General features: G+C 68.3%; 17 protein-coding genes and 1 tRNA gene. 9 read left to right on the forward strand and 9 right to left on the reverse strand.

All coding sequences use genetic code 11. The features are described from left to right. Window positions 1-30: 30 nt before the first annotated feature. The 3 genes from BLW84_RS09770 (at window position 31) to BLW84_RS09780 (ending at window position 2,328) form a co-directional block, all read left to right on the forward strand. A complete protein-coding gene (locus BLW84_RS09770; RefSeq protein ID WP_093263938.1) occupies window positions 31-813 on the forward strand; it encodes a DUF1963 domain-containing protein in 783 nt (260 codons plus the stop codon). Window positions 814-1,191: 378 nt separating this feature from the next. Continuing rightward, window positions 1,192-1,746: an RNA polymerase sigma factor gene (locus tag BLW84_RS09775; protein ID WP_093263940.1), complete on the forward strand. Its 555-nt coding sequence runs from the start codon at window positions 1,192-1,194 to the stop codon at window positions 1,744-1,746. 105 nt (window positions 1,747-1,851) lie between these two features. Then, complete coding sequence (locus BLW84_RS09780; protein WP_093263943.1) at window positions 1,852-2,328, forward strand: peroxiredoxin family protein; 477 nt, start codon at window positions 1,852-1,854, stop codon at window positions 2,326-2,328. Window positions 2,329-2,654: 326 nt separating this feature from the next. On the opposite strand, the gene BLW84_RS09785 is transcribed toward BLW84_RS09780, so the two are convergent. Then, window positions 2,655-2,725 (reverse strand) — tRNA-Gly (locus BLW84_RS09785). Between the two features lie 88 nt (window positions 2,726-2,813). On the opposite strand from BLW84_RS09785, the gene dcd reads away from it, so the two are divergent. Then, window positions 2,814-3,395: a dCTP deaminase gene (gene dcd / locus BLW84_RS09790; RefSeq protein ID WP_093263946.1), complete on the forward strand. Its 582-nt coding sequence runs from the start codon at window positions 2,814-2,816 to the stop codon at window positions 3,393-3,395. Here the strand turns inward: dcd and BLW84_RS09795 are convergent. Further along, a complete protein-coding gene (locus tag BLW84_RS09795; RefSeq protein WP_093263948.1) occupies window positions 3,364-4,053 on the reverse strand; it encodes a cysteine hydrolase family protein in 690 nt (229 codons plus the stop codon). The genes dcd and BLW84_RS09795 overlap by 32 nt on opposite strands. Window positions 4,054-4,294: 241 nt before the next feature. On the opposite strand from BLW84_RS09795, the gene BLW84_RS09800 reads away from it, so the two are divergent. From BLW84_RS09800 to BLW84_RS09810, 3 genes are all read left to right on the forward strand, one after another. Next, entirely contained in the window at window positions 4,295-5,704 is a 1,410-nt protein-coding gene (locus BLW84_RS09800; RefSeq protein ID WP_093263951.1) for a sugar porter family MFS transporter, read from the forward strand. A gap of 123 nt (window positions 5,705-5,827) precedes the next feature. Continuing rightward, window positions 5,828-6,976 (forward strand): epoxide hydrolase family protein, encoded by a 1,149-nt coding sequence (locus BLW84_RS09805; protein WP_093263954.1) that lies wholly within the window; start codon window positions 5,828-5,830, stop codon window positions 6,974-6,976. Window positions 6,977-7,189: 213 nt separating this feature from the next. Next, window positions 7,190-7,846, forward strand: a complete 657-nt coding sequence (locus tag BLW84_RS09810; RefSeq protein WP_218157268.1) for a hypothetical protein — start codon at window positions 7,190-7,192, stop codon at window positions 7,844-7,846. A gap of 13 nt (window positions 7,847-7,859) precedes the next feature. On the opposite strand, the gene BLW84_RS09815 is transcribed toward BLW84_RS09810, so the two are convergent. Further along, on the reverse strand, window positions 7,860-8,450 hold the full coding sequence (locus BLW84_RS09815) for a TetR/AcrR family transcriptional regulator (RefSeq protein WP_093263959.1): 591 nt from the start codon (window positions 8,448-8,450) through the stop codon (window positions 7,860-7,862). An 81-nt stretch (window positions 8,451-8,531) separates the two neighbouring features. Here BLW84_RS09815 and BLW84_RS47370 point away from each other — a divergent pair, with 81 nt between their 5' ends. Further along, entirely contained in the window at window positions 8,532-8,672 is a 141-nt protein-coding gene (locus tag BLW84_RS47370; RefSeq protein WP_177226381.1) for a hypothetical protein, read from the forward strand. Window positions 8,673-8,719: 47 nt separating this feature from the next. Here BLW84_RS47370 and BLW84_RS09820 read toward each other — a convergent pair whose 3' ends face one another. From BLW84_RS09820 to BLW84_RS09845, 6 genes are all read right to left on the reverse strand, one after another. Then, the gene (locus BLW84_RS09820; protein ID WP_093263961.1) at window positions 8,720-9,313 is read right to left on the reverse strand and encodes a hypothetical protein; all 594 of its coding nucleotides are present in this window, start codon (window positions 9,311-9,313) and stop codon (window positions 8,720-8,722) included. A gap of 5 nt (window positions 9,314-9,318) precedes the next feature. Then, window positions 9,319-10,089: an EndoU domain-containing protein gene (locus tag BLW84_RS09825; protein WP_143060908.1), complete on the reverse strand. Its 771-nt coding sequence runs from the start codon at window positions 10,087-10,089 to the stop codon at window positions 9,319-9,321. 6 nt (window positions 10,090-10,095) lie between these two features. Then, on the reverse strand, window positions 10,096-10,797 hold the full coding sequence (locus tag BLW84_RS09830; protein ID WP_093263964.1) for a WXG100 family type VII secretion target: 702 nt from the start codon (window positions 10,795-10,797) through the stop codon (window positions 10,096-10,098). Then, window positions 10,794-11,111, reverse strand: coding sequence for a type VII secretion target (locus tag BLW84_RS09835; protein ID WP_093264320.1), 318 nt, complete (start codon window positions 11,109-11,111; stop codon window positions 10,794-10,796). Before BLW84_RS09835 ends, BLW84_RS09830 begins: the two co-directional genes overlap by 4 nt. Before the next feature lie 2 nt (window positions 11,112-11,113). Continuing rightward, complete coding sequence (locus BLW84_RS09840) at window positions 11,114-11,569, reverse strand: YbaB/EbfC family nucleoid-associated protein (protein ID WP_093263966.1); 456 nt, start codon at window positions 11,567-11,569, stop codon at window positions 11,114-11,116. 187 nt (window positions 11,570-11,756) lie between these two features. Continuing rightward, a complete protein-coding gene (locus BLW84_RS09845) occupies window positions 11,757-13,985 on the reverse strand; it encodes a (Fe-S)-binding protein (RefSeq protein ID WP_093263969.1) in 2,229 nt (742 codons plus the stop codon). Window positions 13,986-14,382: 397 nt separating this feature from the next. On the opposite strand from BLW84_RS09845, the gene BLW84_RS09850 reads away from it, so the two are divergent. After that, a complete protein-coding gene (locus BLW84_RS09850) occupies window positions 14,383-14,820 on the forward strand; it encodes a DUF1707 SHOCT-like domain-containing protein (RefSeq protein WP_093263972.1) in 438 nt (145 codons plus the stop codon). Window positions 14,821-14,826: the final 6 nt, after the last annotated feature.

Genomic DNA, 14,826 nt, shown 5'->3' on the forward strand with positions numbered 1-14,826 from the left:
CTGGTCGGCCGGTTGTGCTGTGATTCGGGCATGGAGTTCGAAGACGCGGACGAGATGCGGCGGTTGTGCATCGAGCGACTTGGGGATGCGGCAGGCCGGCAGTTCGCGAGCTTGGCGAAGCGCGGGTTCCGCCTCGAACCGGTAGGTGACGCCGAACCGGCCGGCCACTGCCGCATCGGCGGCTCCGCGTTGCTGGAGCCGGGCGAGGAATGGCCGGACTACGAGGGAATTCCGCTGTCGCTGTACGCGGTCCTGGATCTCGATGAGCTGGCGCCGTGGCTCGGAGACCAAGCGCCACCGGTCCGGGGCCTGCTCAACTTCTTCCTGTTCGACCCGAACCTGCCCTACGAGGCCCACCAACACCTGAAACGCGACAGCCCCGAAGCATGCCGAGTGGTGCTGGCAGATCCGGCCAGAGCAGTGGAAACCACGGCACCGGAACGGGCGACGAGCTACCCGCGACGCCCGGTCCGGGCGGTCGAGGTGACGATGCTCCCGGACTGCTGGGACGTGCGAGACGAAGACGTCGAGTTCGACGAGCACGTGCACTACGGGGCGGAATCGCTGATCCTCACGGAGTTCGAGGAGATGGACGGGAACAGCGCAGAAGGCCACCGAGCCTTCGGCTGGCCAGGCCTGTCCCACGCCTCAAGCGTGATGCGAAGAGAAGAGCCCCAAGTCCACCTGCTCCAACTAGCGGAAGACGAGACCTGGAGCTGGGGAGAAGCAGCAACCCAGTACTTCACGATCCCAGCCGAAGCATACGAAAAGGGCGACTTCACCAAGGCCGAGAACACCACACGCAACTGCTGACACGCCCCCATCGCGAGCCTGCCTGATCGGGGCGAAGGGTTCAGGGCACGTTATCCGGTCGAGCCTGGTCCCGATGTATCGGTGTCCAACCTGTTCAGGTGGGTGCGGACGATTTCAGCGTCGGGATGCCCGAGGCCGTCAAGAATGGCGAGCGCCGCTTGCCAAACTTCCCGCGCCGTCGTGTCCACGGGCACGGGCTGGCATGCCGGCATCGACGCGAATGGCGTCGTGTGATGGTGATCATTCGCGGGGGCTGAATCCTTTGACCCACGTACCGACTCTTGTAAGGGCCGGGACATGCCCGGCGCTGGAGGAGGTTGCCGTGAGTGTCGTCATCGTCGTAGTCCAGGCAGGCCCTGCGTTGGTGGGGAGCTAGACATGGCTGAGGCCAGTTGGCCCCGGGAGTCTTTGATCGTTGCCGCACAGGGCGGGGACCCTGTCGCCGTCGCTGCCCTGGTGTCGGATTCGCACCCGCACGTGCAGCGCTTCGCGCGCTCTCTGTGTGCTTCGCCGGAGGACGCGGAGGACTCCGCGCGGGAAGCGCTGATCATTCTGTACCGCAAGATCGGCACTCTGCGGGCCTCCGGTGCGCTCGTGTCGTGGATGTTTCGGATCGTGCGCAATGAATGCCTGCGCCGGGTCCGCCGGGCGTTGCGCGGCGACGCCCCAGTGCGTCTCGGCACGATGGTTTCGGCGGAGGACGACGTCATGCAACGGCTGGAGGCGCAACGGGTTGCTGCAGCGGTCGCCGAGTTGCCCGCCGACCAGCGTCGCGTCCTGATCATGCGGGACATCCAGGGCTATTCGGGCCGGGCAGTCGCCGCCGCGCTCGGCCTGAGCACGCCCGCGATGAAGTCCCGGCTGCATCGGGCCCGGGCGACGGTCCGCCAGTTGCTGCAAGACCCGAGCCTCCTCGAGCAACACGATCGATAGCCATCCGCGGTGTTGTGCCTCGCCGCCCAATCCATTCCCGAACTTCTGTCGCTGCACGTCCGCCAACCGAGCCGCTCGGTACCCGAGCGGTCAAAAGGAGCCCCCATGCTCGAAACCGGATCCACCGCCCCTGACATCGCACTGGAGGACACCGCCGGGCATGCCGTCCGCCTCGCGGACTACCACGGCACGGACAACGTGCTGCTCTACTTCATGCGCTCGACTACCTGTCCCGTCTGCAACAGCCACGTCAAAGACCTCGCCGGGCGTGCCGCCGATCTGACGGCAGCCAACGTGCGCGTCCTGGTTGCGGTCCCTGAAGGTCGAGCCGCAGCAGCGGCCTGGCAAGCAAAGCGCGAGCTGCCGTTTCGTGTGGTTACCGGCCAGCGCGGCACGCCGCACGAGGCCGTCGGGCTGATGAAGAAGGTATTCGGTGCGATCCAGCAGTCCGGCAGCCTGCTGATCGACCGGGACGGAGTAGTACGCCACACCCATGTGGCGACGATGCCCACCAACAGCTACGACAAGAAAGGCATCACCAAGGCCATCAACGACCTGCCGACCACCGGTCCCCTCGGCTAACCCGCGATGGCGCCCAACACCGGGTGGCGCCATTACCGAAGCCAAGGGCAAGGACCGCGGTCGCTCCACCGAAGTCCCATACCGGTGGGTCCGAACTCGGGGTCGGCGAGCAGTTCGAGCATTAGGCGCGGCGGTGCGCTGGTCCGGAAACCGAATTGATGGGTAACGAAAATGCTGGTCGGTGGGCAGGCCGGGAACGCTCCATTCGCAAGGAGCCGGCGAAGGGCGACCACCGCACCGTGGGGGGTTTGGGGGGCTCGGCCCCCCATGTAAAGGCGAGGAGCCCTGTGTCCACGAATTCCGTGGACACAGGGCTCCCAGCTCCGAGCGGATGACGGGAATCGAACCCGCGTTCTCAGCTTGGGAAGCTGATGTTCTACCATTGAACTACATCCGCGTACCTCATCAGGCTCTCCTGAAGAGTGCCGTCAGCCTAACACGGTGGGGCGCGAAGATCATCACCGGGATGCCGATACGCTGAGGGCGTGTTGCTGAGTGACCGGGACCTGCGCAAAGAGCTCGATGACGGCCGCCTCGAACTTGATCCGTTCGACGCCGCCATGATCCAGCCGTCGAGCATCGACGTCCGGCTGGATCGCTTCTTCCGGGTCTTCGACAACACCCGGTACACCCACATCGATCCGTCGAAGCAGCAGGACGAGCTGACGTCGCTGGTGGAGACGCCCGACGACGATCCGTTCGTGTTGCACCCGGGCGAGTTCGTGCTCGGGTCGACCTTCGAGTCGGTGCGGTTGCCCGATGATCTGGCCGGCCGGCTGGAGGGCAAGTCGTCGCTGGGCCGGCTGGGGTTGCTCACGCACTCCACCGCCGGGTTCATCGACCCCGGGTTCACCGGTCACATCACCCTCGAACTGTCCAACGTGGCCAACCTGCCGATCACGTTGTGGCCGGGGATGAAGATCGGTCAGCTGTGCCTGTTCCGGTTGTCGAGCCCCGCGGACTTCCCGTACGGCTCGAAGGAGGCCGGGTCGCGCTACCAGGGGCAGCGCGGGCCGACGCCGTCGCGGGCGTACCTCAACTTCCGGCGCACCGACACCCGTCGCTGAGCATCGCCACCACCTCGTCGGTCGCGCGAACATCGCCGAACGACCGGTAGATGGTGTGCAGCGTGGCGTTGTGGTCCGCGTCGCGACCTGCCGCGTTGGCGTCCGCGACCATGATCACGCGCAAGCCCAGGGTGCTCGCGTCGCGGGCCGAGGATTCGCAGCAGACGTTGGTGACCGTGCCCGCGATCAGGACCGTGTCGATTCCGCGTTGCTCCAGCAGTTCCGGCAGCGGGCACCGGCCGGGGAAGAAGGCGCTGGGCGCGGACTTCTCGACCAGCACGTCGTCGTCGTGGATCGTGAACTCCGGCCACAGGCGCTGCGCCAGCGGGCCCGTTCCGCCTGCGGTGCGGTACACCTCGGCCGCTTCCGGGCCGTAGAACTCCTGGGCCGTCTGCGTCGGCTCGATCGTCGCCGGTAGCACCCATGCCACCGTGCCGCCGGTCTCCCGGACGGTTCGCGCCAGGCGGCCGATGTTCGGCACGATGCCCCGGCAGTAGGGATTGCCGGACACGAAGAACGGCACCATGTCGATGATCACCAGCGCCGTCCTGGGCGGATCGAGGGTGGGGAACGCGAAGCGCCTGCCGCGGCGCTCCTCGTGCCGGGCGTATTCGCGGCCCTCGACCAGCCACGCGTGCTGCTTCTCCGGTGCGTCCATGTCGGGCTCCTGATTTGACAGGTGATCACGACAGGTAATCATCTAGGCACGTACCGGGTGGCGTTTTCCCTGGTGGCGCCTGTTTTGTGTCGCGTTGTCCCGGCTTGTGGTGACCGTGAGCTACTTCACTCTGAATCGAGTAAGCAAGTTGGGGATTCAGAACTTACGATCCCCCTCGCCCGGCGTACTGGAACGATCCCGCAACGGGGCGGGGTCGGCGAGCGGGCAGCAGGAGTACTCGATGTCCGCATTGCAGCCGCGCGCCTCGGGCACTGCCACCGAGAACCTCGGGCACGTCGTGATGATCGCCGGGGCCGCGGCGCTCGGCGGGTTCCTCTTCGGCTACGACACCTCGGTGATCAACGGCGGCGTGGACGCCATCCAGCGGCACTTCGACGTCGGTTCCGCGTTGACCGGCCTGACCGTTTCCTCGGCGCTGCTGGGTTCCGCGGTGGGCGCCGGGATCGCCGGCGGGTTGGCCGACCGGGTCGGCCGGATCCGGGTCATGCAGCTGGCCGCGGTCCTGTTCATCATCAGCGCCGTCGCCTCGGCCGTGCCCTTCGCGATCTGGGATCTCGCCATCTGGCGGGTCGTCGGCGGCGTCGCCATCGGCATCGCGTCGGTGATCGCGCCCGCCTACATCGCCGAGGTCGCGCCCGCCGCGTACCGCGGGCGGTTGGGGTCCTTGCAGCAGTTGGCGATCGTGCTGGGGATCGCCGTTTCGCAGCTGGTCAACTATGCCCTGGCGCAGGCCGCCGGCGGCAGCGCTTCCGGGATGCTCGGGCCGTTGCAGGCCTGGCAGTGGATGCTCGGGGTGGCCGCGATCCCCGCGGTGATCTACCTGGTGGTGGCCTCGACGATTCCCGAGTCGCCGCGGTACCTGGTCGCGGTCGGCAAGGTCGACCGGGCGCGGGAGATCCTGGCGCAGGTCGATTCCGGTGATCCGGACGAGAAGGTCGCCGAGATCAAGGCCGTGCTGGGCGGCGAGCGCAAGCCGCGGCTGAGCGATCTGCGGGGCCGGTTCGGCGTGCTGCCGATCGTGTGGGTCGGGATGGCCATCGCGGCGTTGCAGCAGTTCGTCGGGATCAACATCATCTTCTACTACTCGTCGTCGCTGTGGCACTCGGTGGGCATCGACGAGAGCAGTTCCCTGCTGCTGAGCCTGTTCACGTCGATCGTGAACATCGTCGGCACGTTCGTCGCGATCGCGCTGGTCGACAAGATCGGCCGCAAGCCGCTGCTGGTGATCGGTTCGCTCGGGATGGCCGTGTCGCTGGCCGTGACCGGGTGGGCGTTCAGCTTCGCCGAGGTCGTCGGCGAGGAGGCGCACCTGCCGTTCCAGTGGGGTGCCGTCGCGCTGGTGTCGGCGAGCGCTTTCGTGCTGTTCTTCGCCGCCTCGTGGGGCGTCGTGATGTGGGTGCTGCTGGGCGAGATGTTCCCGGCGCGCATCCGGGCCGCCGCGCTGGCGGTCGGCACCGCGACGAACTGGATCGCGAACTGGCTGGTGACGGTGAGCTTCCCGAGCATGCGGGACTGGAACCTGCCGGTCACCTACTTCATCTACGCCGCGTTCGCGCTGATCTCGGTGGTGTTCGTGGTGAAGTACCTGACGGAGACCAAGGGGCGCTCGTTGGAGGAAATGGGTAGCTGACCTGGTCCGATGTTCGAGGGGCGTCCCCGCTGGGGGCGCCCCTCGAAACTTTTTCCGCGGGTTCGGGAACAAAGCCGGCGCGTTGCGCGTATCTAGTACCGTACAACGTACGAAGGAGCGTGCATGGCCTCTCGCGACATCACCCGGTTCCGCCTCGACATCCCGCAGCACGACCTGGACGACCTCCGGGAGCGGCTGGCCCGCGCCCGCTGGGCCGACGAGGTGCCCGGGCAGGGCTGGAGCTACGGCCCGCCGCTTGGCTACCTGCGGGAGTTGGCGGAGTACTGGCGCAGCGGCTACGACTGGCGGGCGCAGGAGGCGCGGCTGAACGAATTCCCGCAGTACACCACCGAAATCGACGGCGAGAACATCCACTTCCTGCACGTCCGGTCGTCCCGGCCGGACGCGCTGCCGCTGCTGATCACGCACGGCTGGCCCAGTTCGATCGCCGAGTACCTGGACGTGATCGGGCCGCTCGGCGAGTCGTTCCACCTGGTCATCCCGTCGCTGCCGGGATACGGCCTGTCCGGGCCGACGTGCTCGGTCGGCTGGGGCGCCGGCCGGGTCGCGCGGGCCTGGGCCGAGCTGATGAGCCGGCTCGGCTACGAGCGGTACGGCCTGCAGGGCGGCGACTGGGGCACGTGGATCTCCCGCGAGCTGGCGATCCTCGCGCCGGACAACGTGATCGGCCTGCACACCAACGGGATGATCACGTTTCCGGGCGGCGATCCGGCGGAGATGGCCGGGCTCACCGAGGCCGACCACGCGCGGATGGGCGCGTGGCAGCGCTACACCGACGAGCTCTACGGCTACAAGCTGATCCAGTCGACGAAGCCGCAGGCGCTGGCCTATTCGCTGGCGGACTCGCCGATCGGGCTGCTGGGCTGGATCGTCGGCGTGCTCAAGGAGTGGACCGACTGCGAGGACACCCCGGAGGACGCCATCGATCGCGACCGCATCCTGACGACGGTGATGCTGTACTGGCTGACCAACACGGCGGGCTCGGCGGCTCGGTCCTTTGTGGAGACTCCGGACAACTCCTCGAAGGCGGAGGAAGAAGGCGTCATCGCGGAGCTGCAGAACGGCACCGTGCCGCACGGCGTCGCGGTGTTCCCGAAGGACATCCTCGCGCCGGTCCGCCCGTTCGCGGAGCGCATCAACAACATCGTGCGCTGGACCGAGTACGACCGCGGCGGGACGTTCCCGGCGATGGAGGAGCCGGACCTGTACGTCCGCGACGTCCAGGAGTTCTTCGCGTCGCTGCGCGGCTGACGTGCGGGGGTCGTGAGTGGTGAAGCCGGTAAGAACCGGCTTCACCACTCACGAGTGCAGCATTCGCTGGACATGGGGCCGGTGGGCGGGATTCGGGCCATACGATTCCGGTTTGTGGAGATGGAAGAACGGTTTTCGCGGCTCTGGACCGATGCCGAAGCAGGGGATCCCGCTGCTGCGCGGGAGTTCGGTCGGCTCCGCTGCCTCCTGCCGGTGGACGAGGCAGCGGAGGACGCCAAGGAGTACTGGCCCGGGGAGCCTTGGTTGCGCGCCGCGCTGGACGCGGACCGGGGTGACCGCGTCGCGGCCAACCTGCTGGCGGCACGCCTCGTCCAGCAGATCGATTTCATGCAGCAGACGGATTCCGCGCTGGACGAGGACGACGACATCGACGAGGCCGTCGCTGCTCGCGGCGACGAGGCGGCTGAGCTGTACGGCCGGGTCCTGGCCGCTGATCCGGACGACCCGGGCGCCCGCACGGGTCTGGCCGTGCTGCGGGAAGTGATCGAGGCCGCGACCGCGGATCCGAAGGCGGACGCCTACAGCTACTACCTCGTCCAGCTCGATTCGGTCAGCGGTTCGTCCGGGTTCTACGAAGAACTGGTCGTCACCGATGCCGACGAGTTGCGCTGGGCCTGCGACCACTGGTTCCGGCGCGTCGACAGCCAGCGGGGCTTCACGCTCGTGCCCGTCGTCTCGGGCGAACGGGGGAGCTTGATCAGCCTCGACGCGGTCTGCGTCGACGACGCGACGGATTGGGGCGCGGTCGCCATCCCTCCGCTCAGCGGCGAGCTGCTCCCGGTCGGGTGTCCGGCGAGTTCCGACGGGCTCCGCTACCACTACGGCTACACGCTGAACATCTGCCTGTGACGGCCTTTTCGCGTCAGCCGAGCGCCTGCCGCACCAGTGCTTCGGCGGCGGCGCGGGTGATCGATGCGGCTGCGGATTCGCCGGCGATCGAGTAGCTCACGATGGCGCCCTCGTGCAGGCTCAGCAGCTGCACGGCGAGATCCTCCGGGTTCTTGGCGCCTGCCTCGGCGAGCAGGTTGCGGAACAGGTCTCGGAGCCACTGCTTCTCGGCGACGATCAGCTGTCGCCCCGGGTGGTCGGGCTCGGGGAGTTCGGCGAAGGCGTTGACGAAGCTGCACCCGCGACTGCTCTGCGGGAGCCATTCGGGGAGCACGTCGAACGGCACCAGCGCGCGCCGGACCGGGTCGGCCTCGGCGTCCAGGCGGGCTTCGACGAGCTCGCGCCAGCGCCGGTCGCGCGTCTTCAGGTAGGTCACGAGCAGGCCGTCCTTCGACCCGAACCGGTCGTAGAGGGTCCGCTTGGTGACACCGGATTCGGCGGCGATGGTGTCGACGCCGACGGCGTTGATGCCGCGCGAGTAGAACAGCTCGGCTGCGACGTCGAGGATGCGCTTGGCGCCCGGTGTCAGGCGCACCTCGGTTCCATCACCTGCGGCAGCGGGCATCGCCCAACCCCCTTGTATTCACAGGTCTGTGTACCTTACGGTTCGGGTCGAACTTCACAGACCAGTGTAGAGGAGTGCGCGATGCGAGGAGTGGTTCGGGCGTTGGGGCGGTTCGTGCGGGATTTCGCCCGCGGGATCCACGCCGGTCACGCGATCCGGCACGGCGTGCGCCGCCCGGCGGACGGGGCGCGGTGGAGCGAACGGCCCGTTGACTCCACCTAGCCCGCTATCCCCGCCGCGACCGGCGGGATTCCGCCGGTCGGTGAGCGTCAGGCGGACCAGATCTGGTGGGCGGCGGTCAGGGCTGCCGCCTGGTACTGCGGCAGTTGCTTGCCCTCCACCACCACCTCCAGCGGCCACTTCTCCTTCAGCGCCACCCACAGCCGCGAGGACAGGCCCGCGTACGCGCTGAGCTGGTCCGTGCCTTCGGCCACCTGCAGCACGTACACCCACGCCGCCGCGTCCGGGGCTCCCGCGAGCGGCTCGCGCCAGGCGCGGCGCAGGCGGTGGCCGCCGTGGCGCGGGGCGTCCGTCGACAGGACGATGTCCGCTCGGCTCGGGTCGGGCGCGTCCGCGGGGCCGGCCGGGCTGAAGCGGTACTGCAGCGGCGGCACCGCGTCGATGACCGGCACGTCGTCCAGGTCCGGGTTGCCCGGGTCGTCCAGGGCGGAGCGGATCAGGTCCTGCTCCTCGCGGGTGATGCCGACGCCCTCGCCCTCGAGGTTGAGCAGGAGCGTCGACTCGGCCAGGTCCGACTCGCCGGCGGCGTACTGGTCGCGCACGACTCCCAGGGTGTCGTCGGACAGCCGGCCCGCGAGCCGTGCGCACACGTCCGTGACCGCGGCGTAGGTCTTCGCATCCATGGCGCTCACTTCTTCTTCTGGTAGTCGCCGAGTTCGGTCGTGGTCACGTTGCCCTGGGCGTCCTGGACGACTCTGATTATCTTGTTGCCCTTCGGGCCTTCCCACGTCCAGCTGCCATCGCCGCCGATGTCGGGGTGACTGTAGCGAGGCGGGTCGCTCACCGGCACGCCCTTCGGCTGCGGGTTCGGCGCCGGCGGGTTGGTGATCACGCCTGGGTCGGCGCTGTTCGGCGGGTACGCGGTGCGGATCTCGCCGTCGGCGAGCACGGTCGTCTTGACGGTGACGCCGTCGACCGTGCCGGTGTAGTCGTAGGCCCACGCCTTCTTGCCGTCGGCGTCCTTGGTCAGGTACGGCCCCTTCGCAGGCGGTCCCTGCTGCGTGACCTCGTGCGCCGCGTCGAGGATCTTCGGCCCGTCCCAGCTCTGGGGGAACTCGGTCTTCTTCGAGAGTCCGGTGCCGGCGATGTGGCCGCCCTGCCGGCCGCCGTCGCCCCCGACGATGTGCGCCTCGGAGGCGTCGCTGTGGTGGATGTCGTCCGCCTTGGGCGGGGCGGTCGGCTTGGGCGGCGGGGTGGGCTTGTTCGGCGGCGGGTTGGTGGGGTTGTTCGGCTGCTTGCCGCCGGGGCCGCCAGGGCGGCCGTTCTGCGCGGCTTGGGCGGTGGCTTGCTGCGCGCTGGAGATGCCCTTGCCCGCGTCGATGTTGCCGTGCTTCTGCGGGGGTTTTCCGGTGCTGCCACCGTCTCCGCCGTCGCCGTGCGGATTCTTGGGTTTCGCCATGGACGCCTACTCGTCGAGGAGCTTGGTGAGGTTGGTGAGGCTGGTGATCAGACCCGTGGTGTAGGTGAGGATCCGCGCGGCCCACTTGACCACCGCCGCGGCGATCTGCGCTGCGACGACCGGGATCGTCACCACGAAGACGGCCTCCACCGCCCACACGATCACCCTGGCCACCAGGTCGGCGATCAGGTCGCGGACGATCTCCCGGGTCTGCTCCACCAGGCCGCCCGCGCCTTCGGTGGCCGCCGCCATCGCCGCCGAGATCGCGGCCAGGCCGCCGATGGCCTCGACGTTGTTGGCCATCATGCCGTGGTAGGCATCCGAGGCCGTGCCGGTCCAGCCGGGCAGGTCTTCCTTCAGGTGCGCTTCGAGATCGGTGGCCATGGCGCCCAGCTCGGTGGCCATGTTGTTCCAGGTCTTGGCGTGGGACTGGACCACGTCCGGCGCGCCGGTCAGCTCGTCGAGCATCTCCCGCAGCGGCTCGAAGTACTCCATGGCCCAGCCCAGGCCGTTGGACAGCAGCGCGCTGATCGGGTCCAGCGCGCTCGCCGCGACCTCGACCGCCAGGCCCGCGCCGGCCAGCACGTCGTCGACCCAGCCCTCGGACTTGATCGCGTCGGCCAGGCCCTCGATGCTGTCCGCGAGCCCGGCGCCCGTCCACGCCTCGCGCGACGATTCGACCGGGGCGACCAGCGAGTTGTCGGTCATGGCATTTCCTCGCCGCTCGAACGGATCAGGCCGGCGTGCTCCTCGTCGAGGGCTTGGTAGTCGTCGCCGCTGGCGCGCAGCTCCTCTGAGAGCAGCGAGAGGTTCTCCTCCACGTACGCGATCAGCTCGTCCTGCTTGGCGTGCCGGCCTTCCAGCACGCCGGAGATCCAGCCGCACAGCAGCCCGTACGCCTGGTCGTCCTGCGCGATGTTCGCGCTGGCGGACTTCACCGCGGCGAACCGGTCCTTGATGGCGTCGACGTTGGCCGCGTGCGAGCGCAGCTGCTCGATGTCGACGTTGTACCCGTCGCCCACGTTCACCACCGCTCGCGGTGGGTGTTGATCTCGTAGCCCTCGTCGTCGTCCTCGGCGTAGGAGGCGGCGGGTTCCGGGGCCGGACCGGTGCGCAGGTGCCGTTCCACGCTGTCCGCGATCGCCCGCGCCGCGGGCGATTCGGTGCCCACCGTGTCCGCGATGATCGCCTGGGACTGGTCGGCCAGCTTGTTCTTCGCGTCGCCGAGCGTGGCCATGATCGCCTGCGCGACGGCGTCCGGCGCCATCCGCTGGATCCGGCTGGTCAGCTGCAGGCCCACGAGCCCGCCGGTCGAGTCGATCGTGACCTCGGCCAGCCCGTTCGGGTCGCTCGCGGTGACGCGGACTTCCTGCAGCCGGTCGCTCATCGTCTGGGTGTCCGCGGCCAGCTTGTCGATCCGGCCCTTCCAGGCGGCCAGGCGCTCGCGTGCGCCGTCCGGATCGAGGATGTTGCCGTCCATGTCCCTCCGATTCCGCCAAGTGGCGCAGTACTTCGGGGGAGTTTAAACAGCGCTAGGCCGGCGCAGTCGGCTCGCGTTCGAAAGTGGTTGGCATCACTCGATTCTCGATGCCGATCCGGAAAGCACGAAGGGCACCTGCCGCCGATCGGATCGGCGGAAAGTGCCCTTCGTCTTGCAGAACGGCCCGTCAGCTGCCGGTGGGCGCCGTGTCTGCGGTGTCCGTTGTGGACGTCTCGCCGCGCTTGACCGCCGACAGCAGCAGCTGGGCGACGTCGACGACCTCGATCGACTCGGAGGCGACCTTCTCGCTCTGGCGGGCGGTGAGGCCGTCGGAGAGCATCACCTTGCAGAACGGGCAGCCGGTGGCGATCTTCGTCGGCGCGGTCCCGAGCGCCTCGTCGACGCGCTCGACGTTGATGCGCTTGCCGATGCGTTCTTCCATCCACATCCGCGCGCCGCCCGCGCCGCAGCACATCGAGCGGTCCGCGTGCCGCGGCATCTCCCGGAACGTCGCCCCCGACGCCCCGACCAGGTCACGCGGCGGCGTGTAGACCTTGTTGTGCCGCCCCAGGTAGCAGGGGTCGTGGTAGGTGACGTCCTCGGCGACCGGCGCGACCGGCACCAGCCGCTTCTCCCGCACCAGCCGGTTCAGCAGCTGGGTGTGGTGCACCACCTCGAAGTCGCCGCCCAGCTGCGAGTACTCGTTCGCCAGGCTGTTGAAGCAGTGCGCGCAGGTGGCGACGATCTTGCGGGTGCCCCGCTCGCGGCCCTCGAACACGCTGTTGAGGACCTCGACGTTCTGCTGCGCCAGCATCTGGAAGATGAACTCGTTGCCCGCCCGGCGCGCCGGGTCACCGGTGCAGGTCTCCTCCGGGCCCAGCACCGTGTACTTCACCCCGGCCAGGTGCAGCAGCTCCGCCACCGCCCGCGTGGTCTTCTTCGCGCGGTCCTCGAACGCACCCGCGCACCCGACCCAGAACAGGTACTCGGTGTCGTCGGCGAGTTCGCCGTCGAACACCGGCACCTCGAAGTCCAGGTCCTCGGTCCACGCCAGGCGGTCCTTGGCGTTCTGGCCCCAGGGGTTGCCCTTGTTCTCCAGGTTCTTGAACATCCCGCCCAGCTCGGTCGGGAAGTTCGACTCGATCATCACCTGGTAGCGGCGCATGTCCACGATGTGGTCCACGTGCTCGATGTCCACCGGGCACTGCTCCACGCACGCCCCGCAGCTGGTGCACGACCACAGCACGTCCGGGTCGATCACGCCGAGCTCGTCCGGGCCGCCGATCAACGGGCGCTCGGCCTCCGCCAGCGCCAGCACGTCGACCTTCGCCAGCCGGGCCTCGGCGTCGTCACCGGTGATGCCGACCTCGTCACCGGCCATGTCCTTGCGGCCACCGGCCAGCAGGTACGGCGCCTTCGCGTACGCGTGATCCCGCAGCGAGGTGATCAGCAGCTTCGGCGACAACGGCTTGCCGGTGTTCCACGCCGGGCACTGCGACTGGCACCGGCCGCACTCCGTGCAGGTGGTGAAGTCCAGCCAGCCCTTCCACGAGAAGTCTTCGATCTTGCCCGCGCCGAAGACGTCGGTGTCCGGGTCGGCCTCCTCGAAGTCCAGCGGCTTGCCCGCCGACATCATCGGCTTCACCGCGCCGAGCGCCACACCACCGTCGGCCTCGCGCTTGAAGTAGATGTTGAAGAACGCGCTGAACCGGTGCCACGCGATGCCCATCGTCATGGTCCTGGAGATCACGATCAGCCAGATCGTCGCGCTCATCAGCTTGATGAAGGCGAAGAACGAGACGAGGTTCGGGCTGGCGGGCAGCAGGGAGCCGACCGGGCCGGAGACGAACTCGGCCCACAACGGGATCTCGTGCACGCCCAGCGCGGACTTCGCGGCGCGGACGCCGATGATGCCCACACCCTCGATCAGGACCACGGCCTCGATGAAGTAGGCCCAGGCGAAGTTCGAGCCCTGGAAGCGGGAGACCCGGCCGGCGCGGCGCGGGTGGTTGCGCTGGCGGATCACGATCAGCACCAGGATGCCGACCACCGTGCCGACGCCGAGGATCTCCATCAGGAGGTGGAAGATCGCGAGGTCGTCGAGGATCGGCCAGCCCCAGGTCGGTACGAAGACCTCGCCGTAGGCCTCGAACAGCGCCAGGGAGCCGATCAGGAAGCCCCACATGACCAGCCAGTGCCAGATCCCGACGTTGCGGAACTTGTTCATCCGCGTGTGGGCGGCGAACTCCTTGACGAGGGTGGCCAGGCGGGCCATGACGGGGCCGTTTCGGGTACCGTCCGGCTGCCCGAGGCGGATGATGCGCACGAACTTGGCGATCGTCGCGGCGAACATGCCCCAAGCGACGATGCCGAGCACGACAGCGATCCCGCCGAGCGTGATCTGTACAGCGCCCATTGGTTCGGGTGCCTTTCCTCCGGGGGCGGTGGTGTGAGCAGCGTACGCCGTGTTACTCATCGGTAACTATACGGGCGCTGCTCTGTCGGGAACAGACGGTGATTCTGCGAGACCACTGGACGAAAAACTAGTTGTGCATTCGTCCAATTTGTTTCGGTCTTGCGGGATCCGCGGGCGATCGCTCGGTCGCCTGGGGGCGCGATGCCGTTGTGGGCGTTTCGGGAGTTGTTCCTGTTAGACGTGTGCGACGTCGCATCACGATTTCACGGCGGCTCGGGCGTCGCCGCGGCCGATCGCGGCAGAATTGCGGCCGTGGTGCGATTTTCGCCACGTATTCGATCCGGCGAACGATCTGTTCGGTCAGGACAGCGGGTGGCGTCGAGGCAGGGGGATCGGCATGGGCGAGTCGGGCGGCGAAGCGATGCGCGCATCGGACGCTGATCGGGAGGCGATCGCGCAGCGGTTGCGCGCCGCGCAGGACGAAGGCCGCCTCACCATCACCGAGTACGACGACCGCCTGCAGAAGGCGTACGCGGCGACGACGCTCGGCCAGTTGCAGCCGCTGGTCGCCGACCTGCCGGAGCCGGTGCCCGCGAAACCGTCGCCGGAGGTCGCCAAGCGCGAGCGGCGGAAGAGCAAGGCGATCAAGGAGTGGCGCGACTGGGCGGGCGTCGCCTTCATCCTCATCGCGATCTGGGCGGTGACCTCGATCAGCTCCGGTGAGCTGAAGTTCTTCTGGCCGATGATCCCGATCGGCATCTGGGGCGCGATCAACATCGCTTCGATGATCTCCGGCGACAGCGGCGACAAGAAGCACAAGGGTCCGGGCCACTAGGAAAAC

The organism is Saccharopolyspora shandongensis, assembly GCF_900106995.1.
In the GTDB taxonomy this organism is placed as follows: domain Bacteria; phylum Actinomycetota; class Actinomycetes; order Mycobacteriales; family Pseudonocardiaceae; genus Saccharopolyspora; species Saccharopolyspora shandongensis.

Bases quoted from the DNA above. Each gene is read 5' to 3' on its own strand.
- BLW84_RS09795 (WP_093263948.1), bottom strand. From the start codon at position 4,053: ATGGACGCACCGGAGAAGCAGCACGCGTGGCTGGTCGAGGGCCGCGAA.
- BLW84_RS09805 (WP_093263954.1), top strand. From the start codon at position 5,828: ATGGCCTCTCGCGACATCACCCGGTTCCGCCTCGACATCCCGCAGCAC.
- BLW84_RS09820 (WP_093263961.1), bottom strand. From the start codon at position 9,313: ATGGATGCGAAGACCTACGCCGCGGTCACGGACGTGTGCGCACGGCTC.
- BLW84_RS09770 (WP_093263938.1), top strand. From the start codon at position 31: ATGGAGTTCGAAGACGCGGACGAGATGCGGCGGTTGTGCATCGAGCGA.
- BLW84_RS47370 (WP_177226381.1), top strand. From the start codon at position 8,532: ATGCGAGGAGTGGTTCGGGCGTTGGGGCGGTTCGTGCGGGATTTCGCC.
- BLW84_RS09780 (WP_093263943.1), top strand. From the start codon at position 1,852: ATGCTCGAAACCGGATCCACCGCCCCTGACATCGCACTGGAGGACACC.
- BLW84_RS09830 (WP_093263964.1), bottom strand. From the start codon at position 10,797: ATGACCGACAACTCGCTGGTCGCCCCGGTCGAATCGTCGCGCGAGGCG.
- BLW84_RS09825 (WP_143060908.1), bottom strand. From the start codon at position 10,089: ATGGCGAAACCCAAGAATCCGCACGGCGACGGCGGAGACGGTGGCAGC.
- BLW84_RS09775 (WP_093263940.1), top strand. From the start codon at position 1,192: ATGGCTGAGGCCAGTTGGCCCCGGGAGTCTTTGATCGTTGCCGCACAG.
- BLW84_RS09845 (WP_093263969.1), bottom strand. From the start codon at position 13,985: ATGGGCGCTGTACAGATCACGCTCGGCGGGATCGCTGTCGTGCTCGGC.
- BLW84_RS09800 (WP_093263951.1), top strand. From the start codon at position 4,295: ATGTCCGCATTGCAGCCGCGCGCCTCGGGCACTGCCACCGAGAACCTC.
- BLW84_RS09815 (WP_093263959.1), bottom strand. From the start codon at position 8,450: ATGCCCGCTGCCGCAGGTGATGGAACCGAGGTGCGCCTGACACCGGGC.
- BLW84_RS09850 (WP_093263972.1), top strand. From the start codon at position 14,383: ATGGGCGAGTCGGGCGGCGAAGCGATGCGCGCATCGGACGCTGATCGG.
- BLW84_RS09840 (WP_093263966.1), bottom strand. From the start codon at position 11,569: ATGGACGGCAACATCCTCGATCCGGACGGCGCACGCGAGCGCCTGGCC.